Annotated in this window: 19 protein-coding genes, 1 pseudogene and 1 riboswitch; of the genes and pseudogenes, 10 read left to right on the top strand and 10 right to left on the bottom strand. The window is 62.4% G+C overall.

The genetic code is table 11. The features are described from left to right. The first annotated feature begins 215 nt into the window (after positions 1-215). On the top strand, positions 216-1,439 hold the full coding sequence (locus AC1DVN_RS28615) for a TetR/AcrR family transcriptional regulator (protein WP_477994590.1): 1,224 nt from the start codon (positions 216-218) through the stop codon (positions 1,437-1,439). 98 nt (positions 1,440-1,537) lie between these two features. Then, positions 1,538-1,972, top strand: a complete 435-nt coding sequence (locus tag AC1DVN_RS28610; RefSeq protein ID WP_003945839.1) for an OsmC family protein — start codon at positions 1,538-1,540, stop codon at positions 1,970-1,972. Here the strand turns inward: AC1DVN_RS28610 and AC1DVN_RS28605 are convergent. Together AC1DVN_RS28605 and AC1DVN_RS28600 are read right to left on the bottom strand one after the other, a co-directional pair. Continuing rightward, a complete protein-coding gene (locus tag AC1DVN_RS28605; RefSeq protein WP_416314829.1) occupies positions 1,947-2,429 on the bottom strand; it encodes a hypothetical protein in 483 nt (160 codons plus the stop codon). The two genes, AC1DVN_RS28610 and AC1DVN_RS28605, sit on opposite strands and share 26 nt — an antisense overlap. Further along, the gene (locus AC1DVN_RS28600; protein WP_142006416.1) at positions 2,426-2,941 is read right to left on the bottom strand and encodes a DUF4352 domain-containing protein; all 516 of its coding nucleotides are present in this window, start codon (positions 2,939-2,941) and stop codon (positions 2,426-2,428) included. The genes AC1DVN_RS28605 and AC1DVN_RS28600 overlap by 4 nt, the downstream gene beginning before the upstream one ends. A 24-nt stretch (positions 2,942-2,965) precedes the next feature. Here AC1DVN_RS28600 and AC1DVN_RS28595 point away from each other — a divergent pair, with 24 nt between their 5' ends. From AC1DVN_RS28595 to AC1DVN_RS28585, 3 genes are read left to right on the top strand one after another with little or no spacing between them, the layout of a single operon-like run. After that, positions 2,966-4,321, top strand: coding sequence for a sensor histidine kinase (locus AC1DVN_RS28595; protein ID WP_477994586.1), 1,356 nt, complete (start codon positions 2,966-2,968; stop codon positions 4,319-4,321). A gap of 48 nt (positions 4,322-4,369) precedes the next feature. Beyond that, entirely contained in the window at positions 4,370-5,023 is a 654-nt protein-coding gene (locus tag AC1DVN_RS28590) for a response regulator (protein WP_019746809.1), read from the top strand. 55 nt (positions 5,024-5,078) lie between these two features. Further along, positions 5,079-5,723 (top strand): DsbA family oxidoreductase, encoded by a 645-nt coding sequence (locus AC1DVN_RS28585; protein WP_232816808.1) that lies wholly within the window; start codon positions 5,079-5,081, stop codon positions 5,721-5,723. Here the strand turns inward: AC1DVN_RS28585 and AC1DVN_RS28580 are convergent. Continuing rightward, a complete protein-coding gene (locus AC1DVN_RS28580) occupies positions 5,702-6,970 on the bottom strand; it encodes a GAF domain-containing protein (protein WP_477994613.1) in 1,269 nt (422 codons plus the stop codon). The genes AC1DVN_RS28585 and AC1DVN_RS28580 overlap by 22 nt on opposite strands. Before the next feature lie 77 nt (positions 6,971-7,047). Further along, positions 7,048-7,827, bottom strand: coding sequence for an acetoin reductase (locus AC1DVN_RS28575; RefSeq protein WP_029254419.1), 780 nt, complete (start codon positions 7,825-7,827; stop codon positions 7,048-7,050). Positions 7,828-8,046: 219 nt separating this feature from the next. On the opposite strand from AC1DVN_RS28575, the gene AC1DVN_RS28570 reads away from it, so the two are divergent. Both AC1DVN_RS28570 and AC1DVN_RS28565 read left to right on the top strand, forming a co-directional pair. Then, positions 8,047-9,192: a hypothetical protein gene (locus AC1DVN_RS28570; RefSeq protein ID WP_477994583.1), complete on the top strand. Its 1,146-nt coding sequence runs from the start codon at positions 8,047-8,049 to the stop codon at positions 9,190-9,192. A gap of 140 nt (positions 9,193-9,332) precedes the next feature. Further along, positions 9,333-11,093: pseudogene (locus tag AC1DVN_RS28565) on the top strand (NAD(P)-binding domain-containing protein); the annotation flags it as partial. Between the two features lie 44 nt (positions 11,094-11,137). Here AC1DVN_RS28565 and AC1DVN_RS28560 read toward each other — a convergent pair. The 3 genes from AC1DVN_RS28560 to mhuD all read right to left on the bottom strand — a co-directional run bounded on the left by AC1DVN_RS28560 (position 11,138) and on the right by mhuD (position 12,659). Then, positions 11,138-11,914: a CbtA family protein gene (locus tag AC1DVN_RS28560; RefSeq protein WP_019746815.1), complete on the bottom strand. Its 777-nt coding sequence runs from the start codon at positions 11,912-11,914 to the stop codon at positions 11,138-11,140. Continuing rightward, positions 11,905-12,099: a CbtB domain-containing protein gene (locus AC1DVN_RS28555; protein WP_003945915.1), complete on the bottom strand. Its 195-nt coding sequence runs from the start codon at positions 12,097-12,099 to the stop codon at positions 11,905-11,907. The genes AC1DVN_RS28560 and AC1DVN_RS28555 overlap by 10 nt, the downstream gene beginning before the upstream one ends. A gap of 25 nt (positions 12,100-12,124) precedes the next feature. Continuing rightward, positions 12,125-12,263, bottom strand: a riboswitch (cobalamin riboswitch). A gap of 87 nt (positions 12,264-12,350) precedes the next feature. Beyond that, positions 12,351-12,659, bottom strand: a complete 309-nt coding sequence (gene mhuD / locus AC1DVN_RS28550; protein ID WP_007726927.1) for a mycobilin-forming heme oxygenase MhuD — start codon at positions 12,657-12,659, stop codon at positions 12,351-12,353. Positions 12,660-12,704: 45 nt separating this feature from the next. Between mhuD and AC1DVN_RS28545 the strand changes: the two genes are divergently transcribed. Continuing rightward, positions 12,705-13,442 (top strand): alpha/beta fold hydrolase, encoded by a 738-nt coding sequence (locus tag AC1DVN_RS28545; protein ID WP_029254422.1) that lies wholly within the window; start codon positions 12,705-12,707, stop codon positions 13,440-13,442. On the opposite strand, the gene AC1DVN_RS28540 is transcribed toward AC1DVN_RS28545, so the two are convergent. Both AC1DVN_RS28540 and AC1DVN_RS28535 read right to left on the bottom strand, forming a co-directional pair. Then, on the bottom strand, positions 13,427-13,852 hold the full coding sequence (locus AC1DVN_RS28540) for an HIT family protein (protein WP_019746817.1): 426 nt from the start codon (positions 13,850-13,852) through the stop codon (positions 13,427-13,429). The two genes, AC1DVN_RS28545 and AC1DVN_RS28540, sit on opposite strands and share 16 nt — an antisense overlap. A gap of 38 nt (positions 13,853-13,890) precedes the next feature. After that, positions 13,891-16,509, bottom strand: coding sequence for a helix-turn-helix transcriptional regulator (locus AC1DVN_RS28535; RefSeq protein WP_477994581.1), 2,619 nt, complete (start codon positions 16,507-16,509; stop codon positions 13,891-13,893). A gap of 383 nt (positions 16,510-16,892) precedes the next feature. Here AC1DVN_RS28535 and AC1DVN_RS28530 point away from each other — a divergent pair, with 383 nt between their 5' ends. Both AC1DVN_RS28530 and AC1DVN_RS28525 read left to right on the top strand, forming a co-directional pair. After that, entirely contained in the window at positions 16,893-17,708 is an 816-nt protein-coding gene (locus AC1DVN_RS28530; RefSeq protein WP_477994579.1) for a hypothetical protein, read from the top strand. A 70-nt stretch (positions 17,709-17,778) separates the two neighbouring features. Then, a complete protein-coding gene (locus AC1DVN_RS28525) occupies positions 17,779-18,801 on the top strand; it encodes a hypothetical protein (protein ID WP_400822902.1) in 1,023 nt (340 codons plus the stop codon). On the opposite strand, the gene AC1DVN_RS28520 is transcribed toward AC1DVN_RS28525, so the two are convergent. Further along, positions 18,798-19,679 carry an HhH-GPD family protein gene (locus tag AC1DVN_RS28520; protein WP_029254426.1) on the bottom strand — a complete coding sequence of 294 codons (882 nt, stop codon included), beginning with the start codon at positions 19,677-19,679 and terminating at the stop codon, positions 18,798-18,800. The genes AC1DVN_RS28525 and AC1DVN_RS28520 overlap by 4 nt on opposite strands. Positions 19,680-19,778: the final 99 nt, after the last annotated feature.

The following is a 19,778-nucleotide window of genomic DNA, read 5'->3' as shown; positions in this document are numbered from 1 at the left end:
CACTAACATAACACCGGTGTGAGAGCGGGTGTCAAGACTCTTTTTCCGGAATCCGTCCGCCGTGACAGCCGCGTTGTAGGGTTTCGGGTGAAGCCGTACCGGGCGCGAATTGCGACCTTCGCGACCGTTAGCATGGTCCGTTCGGACTCGCGCCCGTAGAAGTGCGGTGCAGCGGACGAAGGCATTGGAAGAAAGCAACGGAAGTGGAGGGTCAGGTGCCCGGACAGACACGCGTCGCCGTGAGCGGCAGTGGCTCTGCACCACGAACGCGTCCGAAGAATCGGAAGGCCCAAATCGCGGCCGCTGCCGCGGAGGCATTCAGTGAACGTGGCTACCACGCGGTCGGCATCGACGAGATCGCAGCGAAGGTCGGAATCTCCGGGCCGGCCCTCTATCGTCATTTCCCCACGAAATACGCGCTGTTCGTCTACACCGTGAACAACCTGACCCAGGCGTTGCTGGATGCCAGCGATCCCGCGGTACACGGAAACGACGATCCACGCGAGCAGTTGAACTCCACCATGGTGGGGGTCATCCGCGCGACGATCGAGAATCGGCGTAGGGGAGGGCTCTACCGTTGGGAGGGCCGGTACCTGGTCGACGAGGATCGTGAGCAATTGCGGGAGGGAATGCGCACGCTCAATCTTCGGATTGCCGAGCCGTTGGCCGCAGTGCGCCCGGAACTGGACCCGGCCGACGTCGAGCTGATCGCACCGGCTGTGCTCAGCGTGATCGCCAGTATCACCGGTCATCGATCGGCGTTGTCCGCCAAGCAGATCGAATCGTTGATTCTCGCAGCTTGTTGGTCGGTCATCGGCGTCGAGTTGCCCGTTGGTGCGAAGGGCGGCGGCAAGAAACAGGCGCCCGAACGCAAACCCGGCCTTGCCCGGACGTCGAAACGTGAAGTGCTGCTTCAGGAAGCCGTATTGCTGTTCTATCAGCGCGGCTATCACGACGTGAGTATCGAGGAGATCGGCGCCGCAGCGGGTATCAACGCGTCGAGCGTGTACCGGCACTTCGCGAGCAAGGCCGATCTACTCGCCGCGGCTTTCCACCGGGCGTCCGATCGCCTGACGATGACGTTGGGTTCGGCGTTGGCGGAGTCGGAGACACCACTCGCGGCCGTAGAGACATTGGCCAAGATGTACGTCGAGGTGTCGTTCGGCAGAAGCGAACTGTTGGCGGTGTATTTCGCCGAGATCGGCAGCTTGCCGGACCGGTCGCGGACAGAGTTGCGGAACATCCAGCGGCTCAACGTGGAGGAGTGGGCGCACTTGTGCGTCGAGGCGCGGCCGGAGTTGACGATCGTCCAAGCGCGGTTCCTCGTCCACGCGGCGCTCGGTCTGGTGTTCGACATCGGCAGGATCGTGCACTTTTCCTCGGAGAACTCCGCGCAAGTACGCGTCGAGAAATTGCTGACCGCGACTCTCCTGGGGTAGCGCAGTCCGAAACAGTAGGTGTGACTTCACGTATCGCGGGTAGGTTCGTGATCGCAAGGCGTTCACCGAATCATGTGAAGACGGAAGTAGGGACAGCAATGCCAACTCGTACCGCACGCACCGCCTGGAACGGCACCCTCGAAGCCGGGTCGGGACAGGTCGAACTCACCAGCTCGGGTGTCGCGACCTTCGATGTGTCGTTCCCCAAGCGCGCAGCTGAGGAAGCCGGCGGAACCACCAGCCCCGAAGAACTGATCGCCGCGGCACATTCGTCCTGCTACGCGATGCAGTTGTCGGCACTGATCGCCGAGGCCGGCGGAACCCCGCAGAGCCTCGACATCACCGCAGACGTGTCGCTGGGCCCCGACACGGTCGGCTTCAAGCTCACCGGAATCAAGCTCACCGTTCGCGCCGAGGTCGACGGCCTCGACGCCGACGGTTTTGCCAAGGTTGCCCAGGCGGCCAAGGAAACGTGCCCGATCAGCAAGGCACTGACCGGCGTCGACATCACGTTGGATGCGGCACTGGACTGATCACCTCGTGCTCGGGCGCCCCCTCCGGCGCCCGAGTGCGGTTGTGTGTGACGACCAGGTAGCTTGCGAACAATATCGGGAGCACCCACAGATCCGAGGGATCACGAAAGACCACGATCGGCAAGAGCTCGCCGCGGAATCCTCCTGCGGTCCAGCGGAAAAACCCGATCACCCACTCGTACGCGTCGCCGATCGGCGAGACCGTCTTCACCGCGGTAAAGCCGATGCCCGTGACCGCGATGGACCAGGCGATCGCTGCTCGCCCCGCCAGCTTTCGTCTGAGCACCTCGAGAACCGAGAGCAGAAGCAAGGGAAACAGGAACACGCCGGCGACGTCGGACAGCTTGCCCGTCATCGTGTTCCCGAATGCCCCTTTGAGTACGTGGTCGTTGACCAAGATGACGGACACCGAGACCAGCGCCCACGGACTCAGCAGCAGATCGCCCGGGCGGTTCACGACAGGTTGATGGTTGCCGAGCCGGACGAGAACAGGTCGCACTTGAACTGAAGGCGAAGACCGGTGGCGGCTTCGGGGACCTCGTACGCCAATTCGCCTCGCTTGGCTGCACCCGGCGCAAGCTCTCCGTCGACACTCGACGTGCTGCTGTCGGTGAACGTGATGTTGTACGACTTGTTGGTCGAGTCCTGCAGTTCGAAGCACATCATCGATGACACGGTCGACGGCTTGTCGCTGTTGTTGGCGACCTCGGTGTCGACCACGACGTAGCGGTTTCCGGGATCCGCGGTGATGAACTGATTGGTTGAGACATAGGGATCGACAACGCCGTGTACCTGGACGCGCCAGTCGCCCAGTTCGACGACGTCACCGATGCCGAAGGCAGCCGCGGGTGCGGCGGAAGACCCGTTGTCGTCGACCTTCTTCGCTTCGTCGGTCTCGCCTGAGGCGATGGTTGCGAACAGGGCTGCGCCTACGGCGAGGAGGGCGAGGGGAGTACGGAGTGATCGCATGATGTGCGCCTTTCGAGAGTTGGTATGGCACAAGTCAACGATGTGGGGACCGCTCACCGCTTCGGTCGAAAGATCGGGGAGCCTCATCCTTTCGGTCGGAGCTTGACGGTTCGTCCACCCGTTCGGCTGATTCGAGGCGTCGGTGGCGGTGGATACGCTTGCTCGGTGATCACCACCAAAGGAACCGTTGTGCGACGACGCGTATGGACTACCGCCGCCGTCGCGTTCAGCCTTTTCTGTTCCTTCATGACGGTGGGCATCGCAGGCGCGTCGGGAAATATGCCACCGGCATTGGTCGGGATCGGGTTCGTCCTGGGCGTGGCCGGTGGGATATCGCTTGTCTGGCGCCATCAACATCCCTGGGTGGTTCTGGCGATCACGCTGGTCGGCCCGCTGTTCTTCCCCACCGATGCGACGGCGGCGCTCATCGCGTTGTTCGCCGTTGCTCGGATCGCGCGTGGGCCTCGGCTTGCAGCAGCCGCGGCAGCTGTCTTCGTCGTGTGCGGAAATTCGTTGACCTACGACGCTTTTCGAAATCGTGAGTACTCCGTTCTCACGATGGGCACCGCGAAACCCAAAGACGGTTCGGTGGTTGTTCAATACGACGTCGCCATCTGGATCCCGTGGCTCGTCGCTGCCGTCATGGTCGGCATTGTCGTGGCGCTCTCGCTCCTGATTCGGACCAGAACCGAACTCGTCGAGGCAGAGCACGTACGGGATCTGGCCACCGAGAAAACCGACGTGATGCGCGACGAGATGATTCGCACCGAGGAACGAACGCGGATCGCTCGAGACATGCACGACACGATCGCGGCCAGTTTGAGCCGGATCTCGTTGTTCGCCGGCGGGTTGCAGGTCAGCGCGGCAGACAATCCCGAGAAGGTCGTCAACACCGCAGCGATGATCAGAACCACCGCGCACGAGGCTTTGGACGAATTGAAGGGAATCGTCGGAGTGCTCAGGGGAAGCGGTGATCGCCGCGAACACGGTGGGCACCAGGGGATCGACGCGATCGGTGACCTGGTCAACAGTGCACGCGCGGCAGGCATCCACTGCCGTCTCGAATCCGAGTTGCTCCCGGGTGATGTCGGAATGTTGGCGGGGCATGTCTGTTATCGCGTCGTTCAGGAATCGTTGACCAACGTCCAGAAGTACGCGAGCGACCAAATGCTCGTCATTTCCGTGACCGGGTCGCCGCACGACGGAATCCGCATCCTCGCACGCAACAAGCTGAGCGAGCTTGCACCCATGACGTCGATCGGTTCACGATCCGGCCTACGCGGGTTGGCCGAACAGGCGCGAGAGATCGGCGGCAAGGTGGAGGCAGGCGCGTTGGGGGACGATTTCCTCGTCAGTTGCTGGGTGCCCTGGTCGTCGTAGCCCTCCCACCCTCTAACTGTCGGGGACACTGGGTAATCTGAGCGCACTATGGACGCTGACTCGCGCATCACAGTTTTGATCGTCGACAACGACGCGTGGGTTCGGCGCGGGATGAAGGACATCCTGGAAGCAGCGCCGGACATCGTGGTGGTTGCCGAGGCCGAGGACGGCGATCAGGTCGCAGCCAAGGTCACTCGTTTTCGTCCCCACGTGGTGCTGATGGATCTGAAGATGGCACGGGTCGGCGGCTTGGAGGCCACGCGCGAATTGATGACCATGAGCAATCCACCGAAGGTCATTGCCATGACCGCCTTCGACGTCGACGACATGGTTGTGCAGGCAGTCGAGGCGGGCGCGCACAGTTTCCTGAGCAAGGATGCAGCTCCGCAGGCGTTCCAGCAGGCAGTGCGGGTAGTGGCGTCGGACCACTCGTTGTTCAGTTGCGATTCTCTGCGCGCCATCGTGGCCTCGTCGCCGCGTCGGCAAGCGCCCGATCAGACTCCGCTCGCTTCGCTCACCGAGCGCGAGCGTGAAGTGCTGACAATCCTGGCGACAGGCGCGGCCAACAGTGTCATCGCGGAGCGGTTGTACCTCGGTGAGACCACCGTCAAGACGCATATCTCTTCGCTGTTCGCCAAGCTGGGTGTGCCCAACCGCGTGAGTGCATCGTTGATCGCGTTCCGGTGTGGCCTTGTGACGTGACTCGGGACTAATCCCTACCCTGTTCGTTGTTGCACCTTCGGTGACTGATCAAATCGTGATTGACCAAGACGTGACCATCGAAGTGTGGTCGGACGTCGCTTGTCCGTGGTGCTACATCGGAAAGACCAGGTTCCTCTCGGCGCTGGATCGTTTCGAGAACAAGGACCGCGTCAACGTCATCTGGCGCTCGTACCAGCTCGCGCCGGAGACGCCGGTGGGAGAGGGCCGAACCGAACTCGACGCCTTGGTCGAAATGAAGGGGATGGCGCCTGATCAGGTACGTCAGATGTTCGCCCACGTCAGCGCGACGGCCGCCGAGGTCGGGTTGACCTTGGACTTCGAAACCGTGATCGCCGCCAATACGTTTGATGCGCACAGGTTGCTGCATCTCGCGGGTGAGCGGCAGAACGAACTCCTCGAAGCGCTGTTCAAAGCGCACTTCAGCGACGGCAAGGTGATCGACGACCGTGAGGTGCTGGTCGAGTTGGCCGTGAGCGTCGGCCTCGACGCCGATGTCGTGCGCGAGCAACTGGGCTCCGATGCCGCAGCGGAGGCTGTCCGCGAAGATCTCTCCATGGCCCGCCAACTGCAGGTCAGCGGCGTTCCGTTCTTTGTCGCGAACCGTGCGGTTGCCGTGTCCGGCGCTCAGCCCGAAGAGGTGTTTCTGCAGTTGCTCACTCAGGCCTCCGAACCGGCCTGAGTAAGGCGAGCGGCACGCACCGCCGGGGCGTTCGAAAACGGCAACAGATGTGCGCCGTTCACGGGGCAGGACAACGTCACGTGCGCTGCATCGACGAACCGGTACGGCTGCGCTGCAACAACTCCGGCGAGGTTCTTTCGCAGACGCGACATCTCGGCCCGCGCGGTCACCGTGCGGGCCGGGTCGCCGAACAGATCTTGCGCCAACCGCGATGCAGTCAGTCCCCGTCTCTCGGATCCGAGGAGGAACAGAATCTCCGCATGTCGTTGGGTGGGGGCGTATGCCCATTCGCCGAAACCCGACGTGACGGTCACCGACATGTTCTCGGAATCGCGCAGATCGATATGCACCGTGGGCGCGCTGATTCTCTCGCCGGTGGCGATCGGTCGAATTAGCCACCCGCCGGGAAGCGGATCCAGTTCGCACAGGCCCAGGGCCGGGAACCATGCCCTGCCGGGAGCCAAAGCTGCGGGGAGCAGCACGCGCGAGCGATGAGGTAACGCGTCGACCGCTGCGACCCATCCGTGGGTGTCGATCACCAATGCGGGTGATCCGCTTCGTGCAAGCATCGGCCCTGCAACAGAACGTAGTTGATCGAGATTGTCCCGATGCTTGTCGCGCAGGTGTGATTGAGCGAGGCGTGCGACGGCGTCGACCAGAGCGAGCGTCGTGGGATGGACGGTCTTGGCAGGACCACTGATGTCGACGACGCCGATGACACGGTCGTCCCGCGGATCGCGGATGGGCGCCCCCGCACACGTCCACGGATGATGGCTGCGCGCATAGTGTTCCGCCGAGAAGATCTGAACCGCCTGTCGTGACACCAATGCCGTTCCGATGGCATTGGTGCCGACGCTGTCCTCCGCCCAGTTCGCCCCTTCGACAAATCCCAGACGCGCAGCTTGGTCCAGTACGCGATGGGAACCGCTGCGCCACAGTACAGTTCCGCGAAGATCTGCGACGACCATGATGTTCTCACCGCTCGCGGTGACCGATTCGAGTCCGCGTGTCACGTCGTCGAGTACGTCGTACAGTCCGGACTCACGACGACGGAGATCGAGTTCGGCGACGTCCATCGACGGTTCGACCCGGCTGTGCTCGGGATCGATACCGAGTTCGCGCAGGCGCTGCCACGATCGGCGCACCACGTCCCTTGGGCGGGCCGGTGCGCGGTCTCCGGCCATCGTCGCGTCGTACACCGCGGCGAGGGTCCTCGCGTAGTCGCGAGGATCCTCGCCGGGCGGCATCGCAGGCTCTGGCAACCGCTTTTTCAGTGAAGACACCGCTTTCGGCGAAGACGCCGCTTTCAGTGAAGACACCTCGGTCAGCGGTAGACGAGACCGCCGTCGATGAGACCGGCCTGCCCGGTCATGTAGTCGGAATCGGGCCCAGCGAGGTAAGAGACGAAACCGGCTACGTCGTCGGGGGTTTCAGCTCGACCCAGCGCAATTCCGCCGACGAACTTCTCGTAGGTGGCGCCCTCTGGCGCACCGGTCAACTCGGCGAACCTCTTGTCGATCGTCACCCACATGTCGGTGCCCACGACGCCGGGGCAGTACGCGTTGACGGTGATTCCGTCGGTCGCGTATTCCTTGGCCGCAGCCTGAGTGAGGGCCCTGACCGCGAATTTTGTTGCGCTGTAAACACCTAACATGGCGAACCCGTCATGACCGGCGATGGACGACGCGTTGATGATCTTTCCGCGCTGACCGAGCGCCTGGAACTTTGCCGCTGCGGCTTGAATTCCCCACAGGACACCGTCGACGTTGACGCTCCAGATCTTGGAGACCTCGTCCGGCGTCGCATCGGAGATCGGGCCGACGAGAGCGATTCCCGCGTTGTTGACGATGACGTCGAATCCGCTCAACTCACTGTGCGCGTGTTCGACTGCGGCGTGAACCTGCGCGCGATCGCTGACATCGGCGATAAACGTCGTCGCACGACGACCGATCTGTCTGATCTCGTCGGCAACCGCATCCAGCTTGGTCTGGTCGAGGTCGACCAACGCGATGTCGGCGCCGTCGTGGGCGAGGCGGAGAGCGATTCCGCGTCCGATTCCTTGGCCGGCGCCGGTGACCAGTACTACCTTGCCCGTGATGCTCATGCAGATCTCCTCGTAAGCAGTGAACCAGTCGGTTGTGAACCGGTGAGTGATTTGTATGTGACGGCGACCACAATGCGGAAGGGTTGCACCGTGTTGCAATTCCGGAAAATCGGACAGCAGTTGCAACCCTCGGCAACCCTCCCGGTACCCCGCGCGACGGTTCCATAGTTGCGCCACCACTTCGCGAATCATCTTGCGAGACAATCTGGGAGAGGGCACATGACCGCTACAGTCGACACACCCACGGAACCGGCCACGCCGAGCCGACAACCGTCACGCCGCTGGATCGGGTTCGGGATCGCGAACCTCGTGATCGTTCTCGTGCTGGCCGTGGCGAGTTGGTACCTTCTGGCCGATCCGACCACCAGTCCCTGGAGTTTCTATCCTCTGCCGTTCAACGCGGCGCTTTTCTGGGCAATCCTTTTTGTTGTGTTCATCGGCTTCAATTGCGAGTTCGCCGGCTTCGATCGACTCCCACAGCCGGCGAAAGGCTTGGCGATCATGGTCGCGACCGCGGCCTTCGCCGTCGTGGTGACGTGGCTCCTGGCAAACGGCTTGGGGAGTATGTACCCGGATTTCGCGGCCGATCGTGAGGGCGGCCTCGGATATTTCGCGGGTGCGCTGTTCGTGCTCTTCGGCTTCGGGACCTGGGTGATGGTGGTCCTGAACTGGCAGCATTGGCCGTGGACTTCCCTAGGGATGAAGCAGCCGTTGGTGGGTTTGTGTGAGATCGCGTTTGTCGCCGTTCCGACGCTGGCGCTGTACTTCGTGTTCGGTCTGCCGTCCGTGTCGCTGTCCGCCACGGATCCGTTGATGCCCGTCGACACCGTACTCGGGTGGTTCTACTGCGTCGTGGTGGTCGTGATCCTGACTGGCCAGACGCTCGACAACTGGCCGTGGCGACTGTTCGGCGGCGGCGGTAAGACGGCGCTCGCAGCCACGATCGGTAACTTCGCCGTCGGAACCGGCTTGTACTTCGTGGCACTTCCGGTCGTGAAGGTGTTGGTGGGAAGCGATGCCGTTGCCGAGTTGGGTGGTGTGGTCCATCAGTTCCCGGCGCAGCTCGGTGTGTGCTGGGTCTTCTGGATGATCTTCTGGGCCAACGCCTTCGGTAACAAGCCCACGGGCTTTGCGGACGGGGTCAACCTGGCGATCCGCGCGCTGCTCACGTTTGCGCTCGCGGTGGTCACATTCTTGTTCTATTACCGCTTTGCGGCAGAGCACATTCTTCACGAGCCGGCAGTTGTCGACGGATTACACGGCAATGCACTGGGTTTCGTGGACTGGGCCGTGTTGTGGACGCTGTTCTACGTCGTGGGATTTCAGTCGCTGGGACTCGGCAAATTCAAGCCTACTGAGGGGTGAGTCGGTTGCCCGCACATCGGTGCGGGTAACCGGTATCGGGCGGCGGCACCGCGCCCGCTGATTGCAACAGACTGCAACGCTTGTGACCGGGGCCACTTATGGGATGTGCTGTGTGTCACATTCACAAACAAGGAGAAGTGATGACGCAAACCATCGATTCCGCAGTCACCCCCGAGGTGAAGTTGACGGCGGTGACACCTCAGGAACGCGTCGACGCCTGGCTGGCGGATTTCGAGTCGGCCCTCGCGGCTCGTGACATCGAGCGTGTGGCAGGCAAATTTGCACTCGACAGCTTCTGGCGCGACTTGGTGTCGTTCACCTGGAACATCAAGACCGTCGAAGGTCGCGAGCAGATTGCCGACATGCTCTCCGAGCGTCTCGACGACACCGATCCTTCGGGATTCCGGACCACCGAGACACCCGACGAAGCCGACGGCGTCACGTCGGCCTGGATCGAATTCGAGACTGCAACCGGTCGCGCGCACGGGCACCTTCGTTTGAAAGGAGATGAAGGTTGGACCCTGCTGACGTCGTTGCAGGAATTGAAGGGACACGAAGAAGGTAAGGGCACTCGCCGGCCTCGTGGAGCGAAGCACGGAGCAGACCCGAACCGCATCACGTGGGCCGAGCAGAAGGAGATCGAGGATCGCGAACTCGGTTACACCACACAGCCTTACGTCGTGATCGTCGGCGGCGGCCAGGGAGGCATCGCCCTCGGTGCCCGGATGCGCCAACTCGGAGTTCCGGCCATCGTGATCGACAGCCACGAGCGGCCGGGCGACCAGTGGCGTGGACGCTACAAGTCCCTGTGCCTGCACGACCCGGTTTGGTACGACCACCTGCCATACATGCCGTTCCCCGACAACTGGCCGGTGTTCGCGCCCAAGGACAAGATCGGCGACTGGCTCGAGATGTACACCAAGGTCATGGAGGTTCCGTACTGGAGTTCCACGACCTGCACCTCTGCGTCGTTCGACGAGAAGACCCAGGAATGGACCGTCGAGGTCAACCGCAACGGCGAGAAGCTGACGTTGCGTCCCAAGCAGTTGGTGATGGCGACGGGTATGTCCGGCAAGGCCAACGTTCCGACGTTCCCCGGGCAGGACAAGTTCCTCGGCGATCAGCACCACTCGAGCAAGCACCCCGGCCCGGATCAGTACGTGGGCAAGAAGGTCGTCGTGATCGGGGCCAATAACTCCTCGCACGACATCTGCGGCGCACTGTGGGAGAACGGCATCGACGTCACGATGGTGCAACGCAGCTCGACGCACATCGTGAAGTCGGATTCGCTGATGGATTTGGGCTTGGGCGATCTGTACTCGGAGCGAGCACTGGCCGCGGGCATGACGACACACAAGGCGGACCTCACGTTCGGTTCGCTGCCGTACCGGATCATGCACGAGTTCCAGATCCCGGTGTACGACGCAATCCGTGAGCGCGACAAGGATTTCTACGATCGCCTCGAGAAGGCGGGCTTCGAGCACGACTGGGGCGACGACGGTTCAGGTCTGTTCATGAAGTACCTACGCCGCGGTTCGGGGTACTACATCGACGTCGGCGCGGCCGAACTGGTTGCCAATGGAGACATCAAGCTCGCGCACGGCAACATTCGTGAGCTGACCGAGAACAGCGTGATCCTCGAAGACGGTACGGAATTGCCTGCCGACGTGGTGGTCTACGCGACCGGCTACGGCTCGATGAACGGCTGGGTGGCGGATCTGATCGGTCAGGACACCGCCGACAAGGTCGGCAAGGTGTGGGGCCTGGGCTCGAATACCACCAAGGATCCGGGACCGTGGGAAGGCGAGCAGCGCAACATGTGGAAGCCGACGCAGCAGGAAGCGCTGTGGTTCCACGGAGGCAATCTGCACCAGTCGCGCCACTACTCGCTGTACTTGGCGTTCCTTTATTAACCGCCCGCGGTTAATAAAGGCGCACAGCAGGTTCAGCGAAGGGCGTACTTCTTTGCTACTTCGGTGTTCTTGGTCGCGCGCTCGGTGAGGAAGGCGAATGCCAACCCGAGTACGAGCCAGAGCGTCGCCTGCGTAGCGAGCGAGGAAAGTCGGAACTCCCACAGCAGAGTTGCCGGGAAGTCCTCGCCCACCTCGTTGATGCCGGGAAGCGAGACGTAACCGATCGTGGCGATCACCAGGAACGCAGCCACCGGAGCAGCGATGCGCACGCTGAGGAACTCGTGCCCGGAAACTGCCTTTGCCGCCGCTGCTGCCGCGGTGACGGACAGTAGCCCGAGAATCACGGCGGCCAGCCACAGCAGTGTGCGCTGGTTGATGGTGTCGGGATCTCCGACGGCCGGCGGATTGGCCGGGTACTTGAAGAAGGGCACGGCCTCGATGGCCAGCCAACCACCGACGGCGATGGTGATCGCCAACAACGGCCCGGACATTCCGGTGAGTCGTCGAGCGTAATTGGCAACGACCGAGAAGATCGCCCCGAGTGCCAGTCCGGCCAGCGCTGTGGCCAGGAACAGCCCGGCGCGCTGCCCGTCGCGGCTCACCAGTGGTTCTTCTTCGTCACCGTGCGAATGCCCAGCGGCTTCGCCGGCAACCTCACCGGTGGCGCTGTTGGCTTCTTCGATCGCAATGGCGGCATTGACGTGCGGTTCACCCAGCACGAATGCAACTCCGCCGGCAAGGATGCCTGCGATCAAACCAGCCAACAAACCACGAATGAGAAGCTTCGTGAAATTGTCGACTAGTGGCACGGCAGGCCCATCAAGTGTCGACCGTCGTGCATCAATTCATGCATGTACATGCCGGTGCGAGAGATAGCGCCCTGGTCGAATCCGACCAGGTAGAGAGCGAGCATCGCGAACAGAACTACTGCAGCGGCGAGGAAAGCAAGACGAGTCGAATCGATCGACGTATCGGGAGAATAGGCGAGAGCCATCGAAGCCTCCTGGGATTTTCGCGTCCCCTAGGTCCATGCGATGGCCGAAGTGTCTGGCTGTCGAAATAGTCGTGCCGAAAAAGGCACTTCACCTCGAATTACAGTGGCGCGACCGCTCCGGGCTTTCACCGGATTCCTGTCGGACCATCGCGTTTACATGCGAACTTTTGCACTACTGCCCGCACCGTGTCAACGCGTAAGCCGAGATGACCGTCGATTGTGCCCGCCAAGGCGGGCACAATCGTTCTAGATCAGCTCTTTGCGGCGACGTCCAGAACAACTTCGAACTCGAGCAACGACGCACCCGAAGCGACGGGCTTCGCACGCTCGCCGGAATGGGCTTCGCGGGCAGGGCCGTCACGCCAATCGGCGAACGCCTGCTCGGACTCCCACTGCGTCACCACGAAGTAGCGGCTCTCACCTGCGGTGGGGCGGAGGAGTTGGAATCCGAGAAAGCCCGGGGAGTTCTCGACTGCATGAGCGCGTGCTGCGAAGCGCTTCTCCAGTTCGGGGCCGGCGCCCTCGGGGACCTCGATTGCATTGATCTTCACGACTGCCATGCAAGCGACATTACCCGCGCACCTTCACCGCGTACCGTGACACTCGTGTTGCATGACGAAGGTGGAACAGGACAACCGATTCTGTTGTTGCACGGCCTCATGGGCAGCTCGAGGACGTGGCGACGCCAGGTGCCGTGGATCCGCGAGTTCGGCCACGTCTACACGTTCGACGCCGCCGGTCACGGCCGGCCCGCGCCGTCAGAGCTGACCACCGAGGCATTCGTCGACGACCTGGCATCTGCCGTTGCGTCCATCGAGGAGCCGATGATCGTGATCGGCCATTCGATGGGGGCTCTGCACGCGTGGTGCTTCGCCGCATCGCATCCCGAAAAGGTTTGTGCACTGGTCCTCGAAGACATGGCTCCGGATTTTCGCGGACGCACCGCCGCGGATTGGGCTCAGATGATCTCGGCGTGGCCGCAGCCGTTTGCTTCCGAGGACGCGATGAAGGAATTCTTCGGGCCCGTCGCCGGCCAGTACTTTCTCGACTCTTTCGACCGCCGCGACGACGGGTGGTACCTGCACGGCGAGGTGTCGACCTTCCGCGACATCTCGGAGGAGTGGGGCACGAGGCATTTCTGGGATCAGTGGAAGGCGATCGACGTGCCGACCTTGCTGATCGAGGGAGAGTTCACCATCACCCCCGAGGGACAGATGCGAGAGATGGCCGAGAGGCCGGGAACTCGGTACGTACGTATTGCCGACGCAGGCCACCTGGTTCACGACGATCAACCGCAGCGCTATCGCGAAGTGGTGACGGAATTCCTTCAGACGGTGAGCTGACTGCGGATCGACGCGCCCACCTGCTCCAGTTCGACGGCTCGCCTGGCCAGGAGTCCGGCAGCGAACTTCGCCTTGTCGCCGCGATGGCGGGGGACGACGTGGAGGTGCGAGTGAAACACGGTTTGGCCCGCGGCACGCCCGTCGTTGACGAGAAAGTTGACTCCGTCAGCGGCGATGTCGCAGCGGCGTAGAGCTCCGGCGATGAGCGTGCCGACGCGGAACATCTCTGCGCCCTCGTGGCTTTCGAGAGCATCGAGGTTTTCTGCATGACGCTTGGGGACCACCAGGGTGTGTCCGCGACTCACCGGTCGGGCGTCGAGAAATGCAAGAGTCGTCTCGCTCTCGTGGACGAGAATCGCCGGCTCGGTCAGCGCGACGATCTTGCAGAAGACACAGGTATCGGTGCTCATGCCTACAGAATGTAGTCCGAATCAGATCCGACCCGGGACTACAGCAGGCGCAGCTGACGTGCCTTCGTGATCGCTTCGTTTCGATTGTGTACGTCGAGCTTCTTGTAGAGAGTGCGCAGTTGAGTCTTGACGGTGTTGACGGACACGTACAGTTTGTCGGCCATCGCGGCCGACCCCATGCCGAGCGCCAGGAGTGAGAGGACCTTCTGTTCGCGTTCGGTCAGCTCCACGATACGTACGAATCCCGGAAATGATTCCGCAGGAGCCCTTTTCGAGAACTCGGCGAGTGCACGCGATTTTGTTACTGCCATCGATTCGAGTTTCTCGACGTCCGCCGATCCAATGGTCGCGAACGGACGCAGAAGTCCGGTTTGGTCCGCGATACTGCACGCTCTGGACCACTCCTGAGAGGCGAGGCGTGGCTCACCCAGCTCGGAGTGTGCAACCGCTTGCACCAGAAGCGATTCCATCTGTGCCCGCGGATAGGATTCGCCAGACCAGTCGAACTGATGGCACAGCGCCACAGCGGCCTCGTTCTGGCCGATTCGCTGACGTAAACGCGCCACCGACGCGAGCGTCCACGGGTTGGCTGCAGGATCGGCAATTTCCTTGGCCAGAGCCGTCGCCTTGTTTCCCTCGCCGAGTGCGAGCAGGAGATCGATTTCTGCGGATTGCAGCAGAGGAAGCGCGAAAGACGTGGCCGTGTACTGCTTGGAATGCACTCCAATCGCGTTGTGGAGCAAGGACAGAGCGGAAGATGCACTGCTCTGAGTCAGGGCGAATTGGCTGTGCGCATAGACGACGAACGCCCATAGCTCCTCGGTGTCAGACGGAACGCCGAGGTCGGTCAGTGCGATACGTGCGTCACCGAAGTCGAGTGTGTCGAGAGCGGCGAGAGCCCGTGCCGTCAAGCCGGCGATCTTGACTACAGGTTCGAGCCAACCCCCGGGGTCAGGATGCTTCTGTTCGAGTTCGAACCAGTGTCTGGCCTGCCGCGGCTCACCTGCCAAAGCCCAATTCAGGGCGGCACTACCCGCAGAGTTGCGAGCGATGAAGTCGACTCCGTGAGACAGGGCGCCGTTGTATGCCATTCGAGCCTTGATCGTGGATTCGGTGAACCTGCCGCTCAATTGAAAATTGATCGCCCATTGAAGTCGCATCAGGGGGAGTTGTGCGCTGACCGCTTCCGGATTGTTTTCCAGCGCACTGCGGCTGAGGTGAGACAGCCGCCTGGTGGTCTCTGCCGAGAGCCCGTATTCACCGGCCATCCTGAGCATGATCGATTGAACGCAGGCGATGCTCAAGGCGTCCTTCGCGCTGGGTTGGGCGCCGAGTTCCCACAGTTCGGCCGGCGATTCGGGTAGCAAGTCGATTACCGTGGATCGCTTGCTCGGATGCATCGTGAACAAGGCACGCCCGGCCTGAACGGCAGAGTGCTTGTCGGCAGCTTCCGCCGGAATCCGTTGGAGGGCGGAGCGAACCGAGTCCAGGTTATGCACGATCATCGTCACCCAATGTTGTTCGACGATGTCTACTGCCAGGGTCCAGTTCTGTGCCTCGACCGCGTAGTCCAGCGCCGACGCGTGATGACCGTTGTCGAGTCGATTGTGAGCGAGGAATGAAAGACGTTGCGACGGATCGATTCCCGCGCGGGTGTGGTGCGCGAGTATCGATCGTCGAATGGCGGGAGGCAATGCCCATGTTTCGTCGGCTTCGGCCTCGACGCGCGACAACAAGCCGGCTGTCTCCAGCGTCACCAGCCGCGAGCGGATCTCATGAACGGTTTCGGCAGTGTCAGGGCGCTGGGACTCGAACAGCATTGTGGCGACGCCGACGGTGATCGATCGACCAAAGGCGGTCGCGAGTAGGAACTCATGTTGCTTTAGGCGCTCAGCGGTGGCGAGAACGGAATCAGTCACGTAATCGTCTATCTCTTGCGCGGTGTTCGTTTTGATCTCTCGCTCACGGTTGCTGTTACGTGAGTCCCTGACGGCGGCGACTGCGGCGCGAACCAATGCGGGCAGCCCACCCGTCAGGGATGTGATTTGTTCTGCATCACCTTCAGCCGTGCGCACCCCCGCCTGTTCCAGCAATTGGGCGGTATCGGATGTCGTGAACAACAGCTCATCGGCGCCGATGACCTCGTGATCCGTGTCGAGAAGGTATGGCTCGGCGAACATGCCGAATCCCGAGAGCGTGACCACGAGGTCCAGGTTGTGGCAGAGGGTGAGGAGATCGATCAACTGATCGTCCAACTCTGGTTCCGATATCAGATCCGGCCTGATCAGCACGAGCAGCACGGGGCGGCTGAGGGCGTTCAGGGATTTGGCGGCAGCGGTGAAAGGATCGGCGAGATCGTCGACGTCGGGCAGTGCGATTCCGGCAGCGTGGATTCGATCGAGGACAACGGCCCAGAAATCTTCGAGTGTCGACGAGGGCTCTGGGGCCGAGACCCAGACGAGTATTCGTTCGGATGCCAGATGGGCGCGCAGCCACGATGCGATCAACGACGATTTCCCGTGGCCGTTCGGTGCACGGACGATGGTCAGAGCGGCGCGTCGATCCAGTTTCGCGAACAGTGCTTGCCGAGGAATCGACTCGGTGAGAGTGCGCCTTTCGGGAATAGCTGCCCAGTCGTGGCCGTCCCTCCCGAACATCAACGCGGACCCTTTCTGCTTTCACGCCCCACGCTAATTGGCGGATTTGGGCGGATTGTCTCGATCCATCTATCTACAGGGAGGAGCGTAGCTGGTGCGAATCCAGAGCGTGTCATCCCGGGCAATTCACCCGCGACTTCACCCCGGGTGAGAGAAGTTCACCCACATAATCATGCCGTCACCATTGGCTTTCGAGTCCCTCGAGCGACTTCTATTGAACGTAGCTCGGGATTCGCCAAATCTGGTCGAGAGTGCCCGACCGGGCCCCGAGGGTCGGCCATCGAAGGAGTGTCGTGAGAACTCGTCTGTCAGTGGTGTGGTCGAAGGCGGTTACGGTCCGACTCCGACCGAGAGCGTGCGCCCGAAGAGTGCGAGGCGTAGTCGTGGTGACAGGAGTGTTACTTGTCGGCGCAGCTGCGCTCGGTGCGCTACCGATGCAGTCGGATGTTCGATTGGCAGCCGAGGGAGAGTCCGCTTCTCCCTTCACCGTCGAGTTGACGGCGATTGACGGTGCGCCGCCCTTCGACCCCGGTGACGGTCCAGGGCTCGATACCGGACCGTCCAACGGCATTGTCCGAGAGGGTGATCCGGTGACGTATGTCGTAGACATCGGCGTCCGGGGCAACCCGCTCTCGGACGTGGTCGTGCAGCTTCCGGTGCCTCGAGGTTTCGTTCTACCCTCCGTGCCTGACTACTGCGGAGACGGCTCGGGTGTCGACGAGTTCGGGTTACATTGCCTGATAGGCAATCTGGAAGCGGACCGGTACTTCACCCGGACAGCGACGATGACTGCGGGAAAGCGGGAAGACGCCGACGGTCTATCGATTGCTGCACTGGTCACCGCAGATCGAGGGACGGCTCGCGTGCGGTCGGACGATGTCACCGTGCGGGTGGCGACCACCCCGGGAGTGTGTGATCCACAAGGGAATTCTGTTGGTGGTCGGAGAGACCAGGGGACAGCTGTCTCGGCAGATGGTCGGATCTCAGGTCTGGTGACGTCGGGCATCTCGGAGGCGGTGGTGGTCAACGGCGTCGATCAATGCGGGCACGCGATAGCGCGGACGGTGAAACCGTTCGAGGGTCGCTTCTCGTTTGTCGGACTCCTGCCGGGGACGTATCGCGTCACGGTCGACGGCCGAGCGCCGGTGGACGTGGTGTTGGAACCAGGCGCAATGGCGGTCGGTGGCCTGACGTTCTGATACAGCTCCACAGTGATAGCAACACCTGAAACAGTTCAGAACCAGTTGGAAACAGTCAATGGAGGATCCAGTGCGTGAAAGCCTGGGCGTGGTATTCGAAAACAATTCCATTTCAACAGCTCTCGTAGATGCGGACACACCCCTTCTCGGCTCGATCGACGAGTTCCGTCATCCGTGGGGCGCGAACGGGACTGTTCCCTCTGCGCAAGCGTCGGCACGCGCGCTCGCCTCCGCTGCCGAGGTCGCCACAGGTCGGGCCCTGCGCTCGAACCTGTGCCCCACCGTCCTCGGAGTGCTGTGCGAGCGCGCGGACGTGCGCGAATTTGTCCCGGATTCATTGTTCTCCAGCACTTTCGAGAACATCGAGTTGGTCAACGGTCTGGACGCTCGCCTTGCCTACTTGCGGACGGTCGACGCCCTGAATGGTATTTCGCCGATTCTCGCATTCTGGCCGGACGGCAGTGAGACTGTGATCGCTGCCATCGATCCGCGCGCGGGCGTCGTGGACTCGGCGCACCGTTACGCTACCGCCGAGTTGCTTACAGACAGCTCGACATTTGCTGCGACATTGGACCTGCTCGTCGCTGAACGAAACCCCGTGCCCAAGATGCTCGTCGCCATGCTCGGCAAGGAAGAGTCACGGCAGTTGTCCGCCGAAGCCGCCGAATCGGCAGGGCTCGGCTTCCTGTATCTCGGCGAGCGCGCCCAACTGGCGATAGGCGCTGCGCTGGTAGCGGCCGGTCGGGGGAGTGAGGTCAGGTCCGCTGGCGGCGCGGCTGTTCAGCCCGTCAACAGAATCCGGTGGGCGGCGGCAATAGTGCTGCCGCTCCTGCTCATGCTGACGGGATTGCTGATCGCTCTGTCGCCGGACGGGTCGCGAGCGGTGTCCACTGATCGCCCGAACGTCGGCGCCGAGCCGGCGAACCCGACGAGCGGGCCACCGTCCGGAGCGGCCCTACCGATCCTGACGCTCCCGCCTTGTGACCCGGTGGTACCCGTCGTTCCCGCTGCGTTTCGGCGTTCGGATCCTGAAGTTGCACCACCCCAGACCGTCGAACCAGCAGAAGCATGCGACCCGATGCGAGTGGGCTAGGGCGTACCTTCTCCAGCCAGTGCAAACAGGCCGTCATCGGTCTGCTCGACCAGTCCGTCGACCAACAAGGAATGTAGTGCGCGGTCACGCTGACCAGGATCGGTCGGCCAGACGATGTCGAGTTGCGCGCGTTCGACCGGACGGTGGCTATCGCGCAGAACGGCCATCAATTTTCCGCGAACTTGGCGATCGGTGCCCGCGAACTTCTGCACCTTCTTGGGCGGTCCGGTGTGTGCCGGTTTGCCCGAAGCGACCCACGCGCAGTTCGGCAAAGGGCAGTTCTCGCAGTTCGGCGTCCGCGCAGTGCAGATCAGTGCACCGAGTTCCATGAGAGCGGCGCTGTAGGTGGCGGCGCGCGCTCGTGTCCGTGGCAGCAGCGCCGCGACGTCGGCGAGGTCTCGCGTGTTGGACGGATTGCCTGGTTCCGCATTGCCGTGGACGGCTCGCGCAACTACGCGTCGTACGTTGGTGTCCACCACCGGCACTCGCTGTCCGTAGGCGAAGCACGCCACGGCGCGGGCGGTGTACGAACCGATTCCCGGTAGCGAGAGCAGGGTGTCGACGTCTTCCGGCACCACGTCACCGTGCTCGGCGGCCAGGACGCCCGCGCATTCGTGTAACCGAAGCGCGCGTCGTGGGTAACCAAGTTTGCCCCACGCGCGAAGTACTTCTGCCTGACTCGACGCTGCCATCGCGGACGGTACCGGCCAGCGCTCCACCCACTCTTCCCAGATGGGCGCAACGCGCACCACCGGCGTCTGCTGGAGCATGATCTCGCTCATCAGGATCTGCCAGGCACTGACGCCCTCGCGTCGCCACGGCAGGTCACGAGCCGTCTCGGAGTACCACTTCAGTAGCACCGAAGATTCCACTGCCACTGCTACCGACACACTCCTCGAACCTGTGCTCCTGGTCGACGAAGGACACGTCGACTTGTGGGGGCCACTTTATCGGCAGTCACCGACACGGCTGCCTGT

The sequence above is a fragment of the Rhodococcus sp. P4_E4 genome (assembly GCF_056401575.1).
The sequence above is the reverse complement of the archived record's forward strand: the minus strand, read 5'-3'. Positions and strand labels throughout refer to the sequence as shown.

Bases quoted from the DNA above. Each gene is read 5' to 3' on its own strand.
- AC1DVN_RS28610 (WP_003945839.1), top strand. From the start codon at position 1,538: ATGCCAACTCGTACCGCACGCACCGCCTGGAACGGCACCCTCGAAGCC.
- AC1DVN_RS28600 (WP_142006416.1), bottom strand. From the start codon at position 2,941: ATGCGATCACTCCGTACTCCCCTCGCCCTCCTCGCCGTAGGCGCAGCC.
- AC1DVN_RS28595 (WP_477994586.1), top strand. From the start codon at position 2,966: ATGGCACAAGTCAACGATGTGGGGACCGCTCACCGCTTCGGTCGAAAG.
- AC1DVN_RS28590 (WP_019746809.1), top strand. From the start codon at position 4,370: ATGGACGCTGACTCGCGCATCACAGTTTTGATCGTCGACAACGACGCG.
- AC1DVN_RS28580 (WP_477994613.1), bottom strand. From the start codon at position 6,970: ATGCCGCCCGGCGAGGATCCTCGCGACTACGCGAGGACCCTCGCCGCG.
- AC1DVN_RS28575 (WP_029254419.1), bottom strand. From the start codon at position 7,827: ATGAGCATCACGGGCAAGGTAGTACTGGTCACCGGCGCCGGCCAAGGA.
- AC1DVN_RS28570 (WP_477994583.1), top strand. From the start codon at position 8,047: ATGACCGCTACAGTCGACACACCCACGGAACCGGCCACGCCGAGCCGA.
- AC1DVN_RS28555 (WP_003945915.1), bottom strand. From the start codon at position 12,099: ATGGCTCTCGCCTATTCTCCCGATACGTCGATCGATTCGACTCGTCTT.
- mhuD (WP_007726927.1), bottom strand. From the start codon at position 12,659: ATGGCAGTCGTGAAGATCAATGCAATCGAGGTCCCCGAGGGCGCCGGC.
- AC1DVN_RS28540 (WP_019746817.1), bottom strand. From the start codon at position 13,852: ATGAGCACCGATACCTGTGTCTTCTGCAAGATCGTCGCGCTGACCGAG.
- AC1DVN_RS28535 (WP_477994581.1), bottom strand. From the start codon at position 16,509: ATGTTCGGGAGGGACGGCCACGACTGGGCAGCTATTCCCGAAAGGCGC.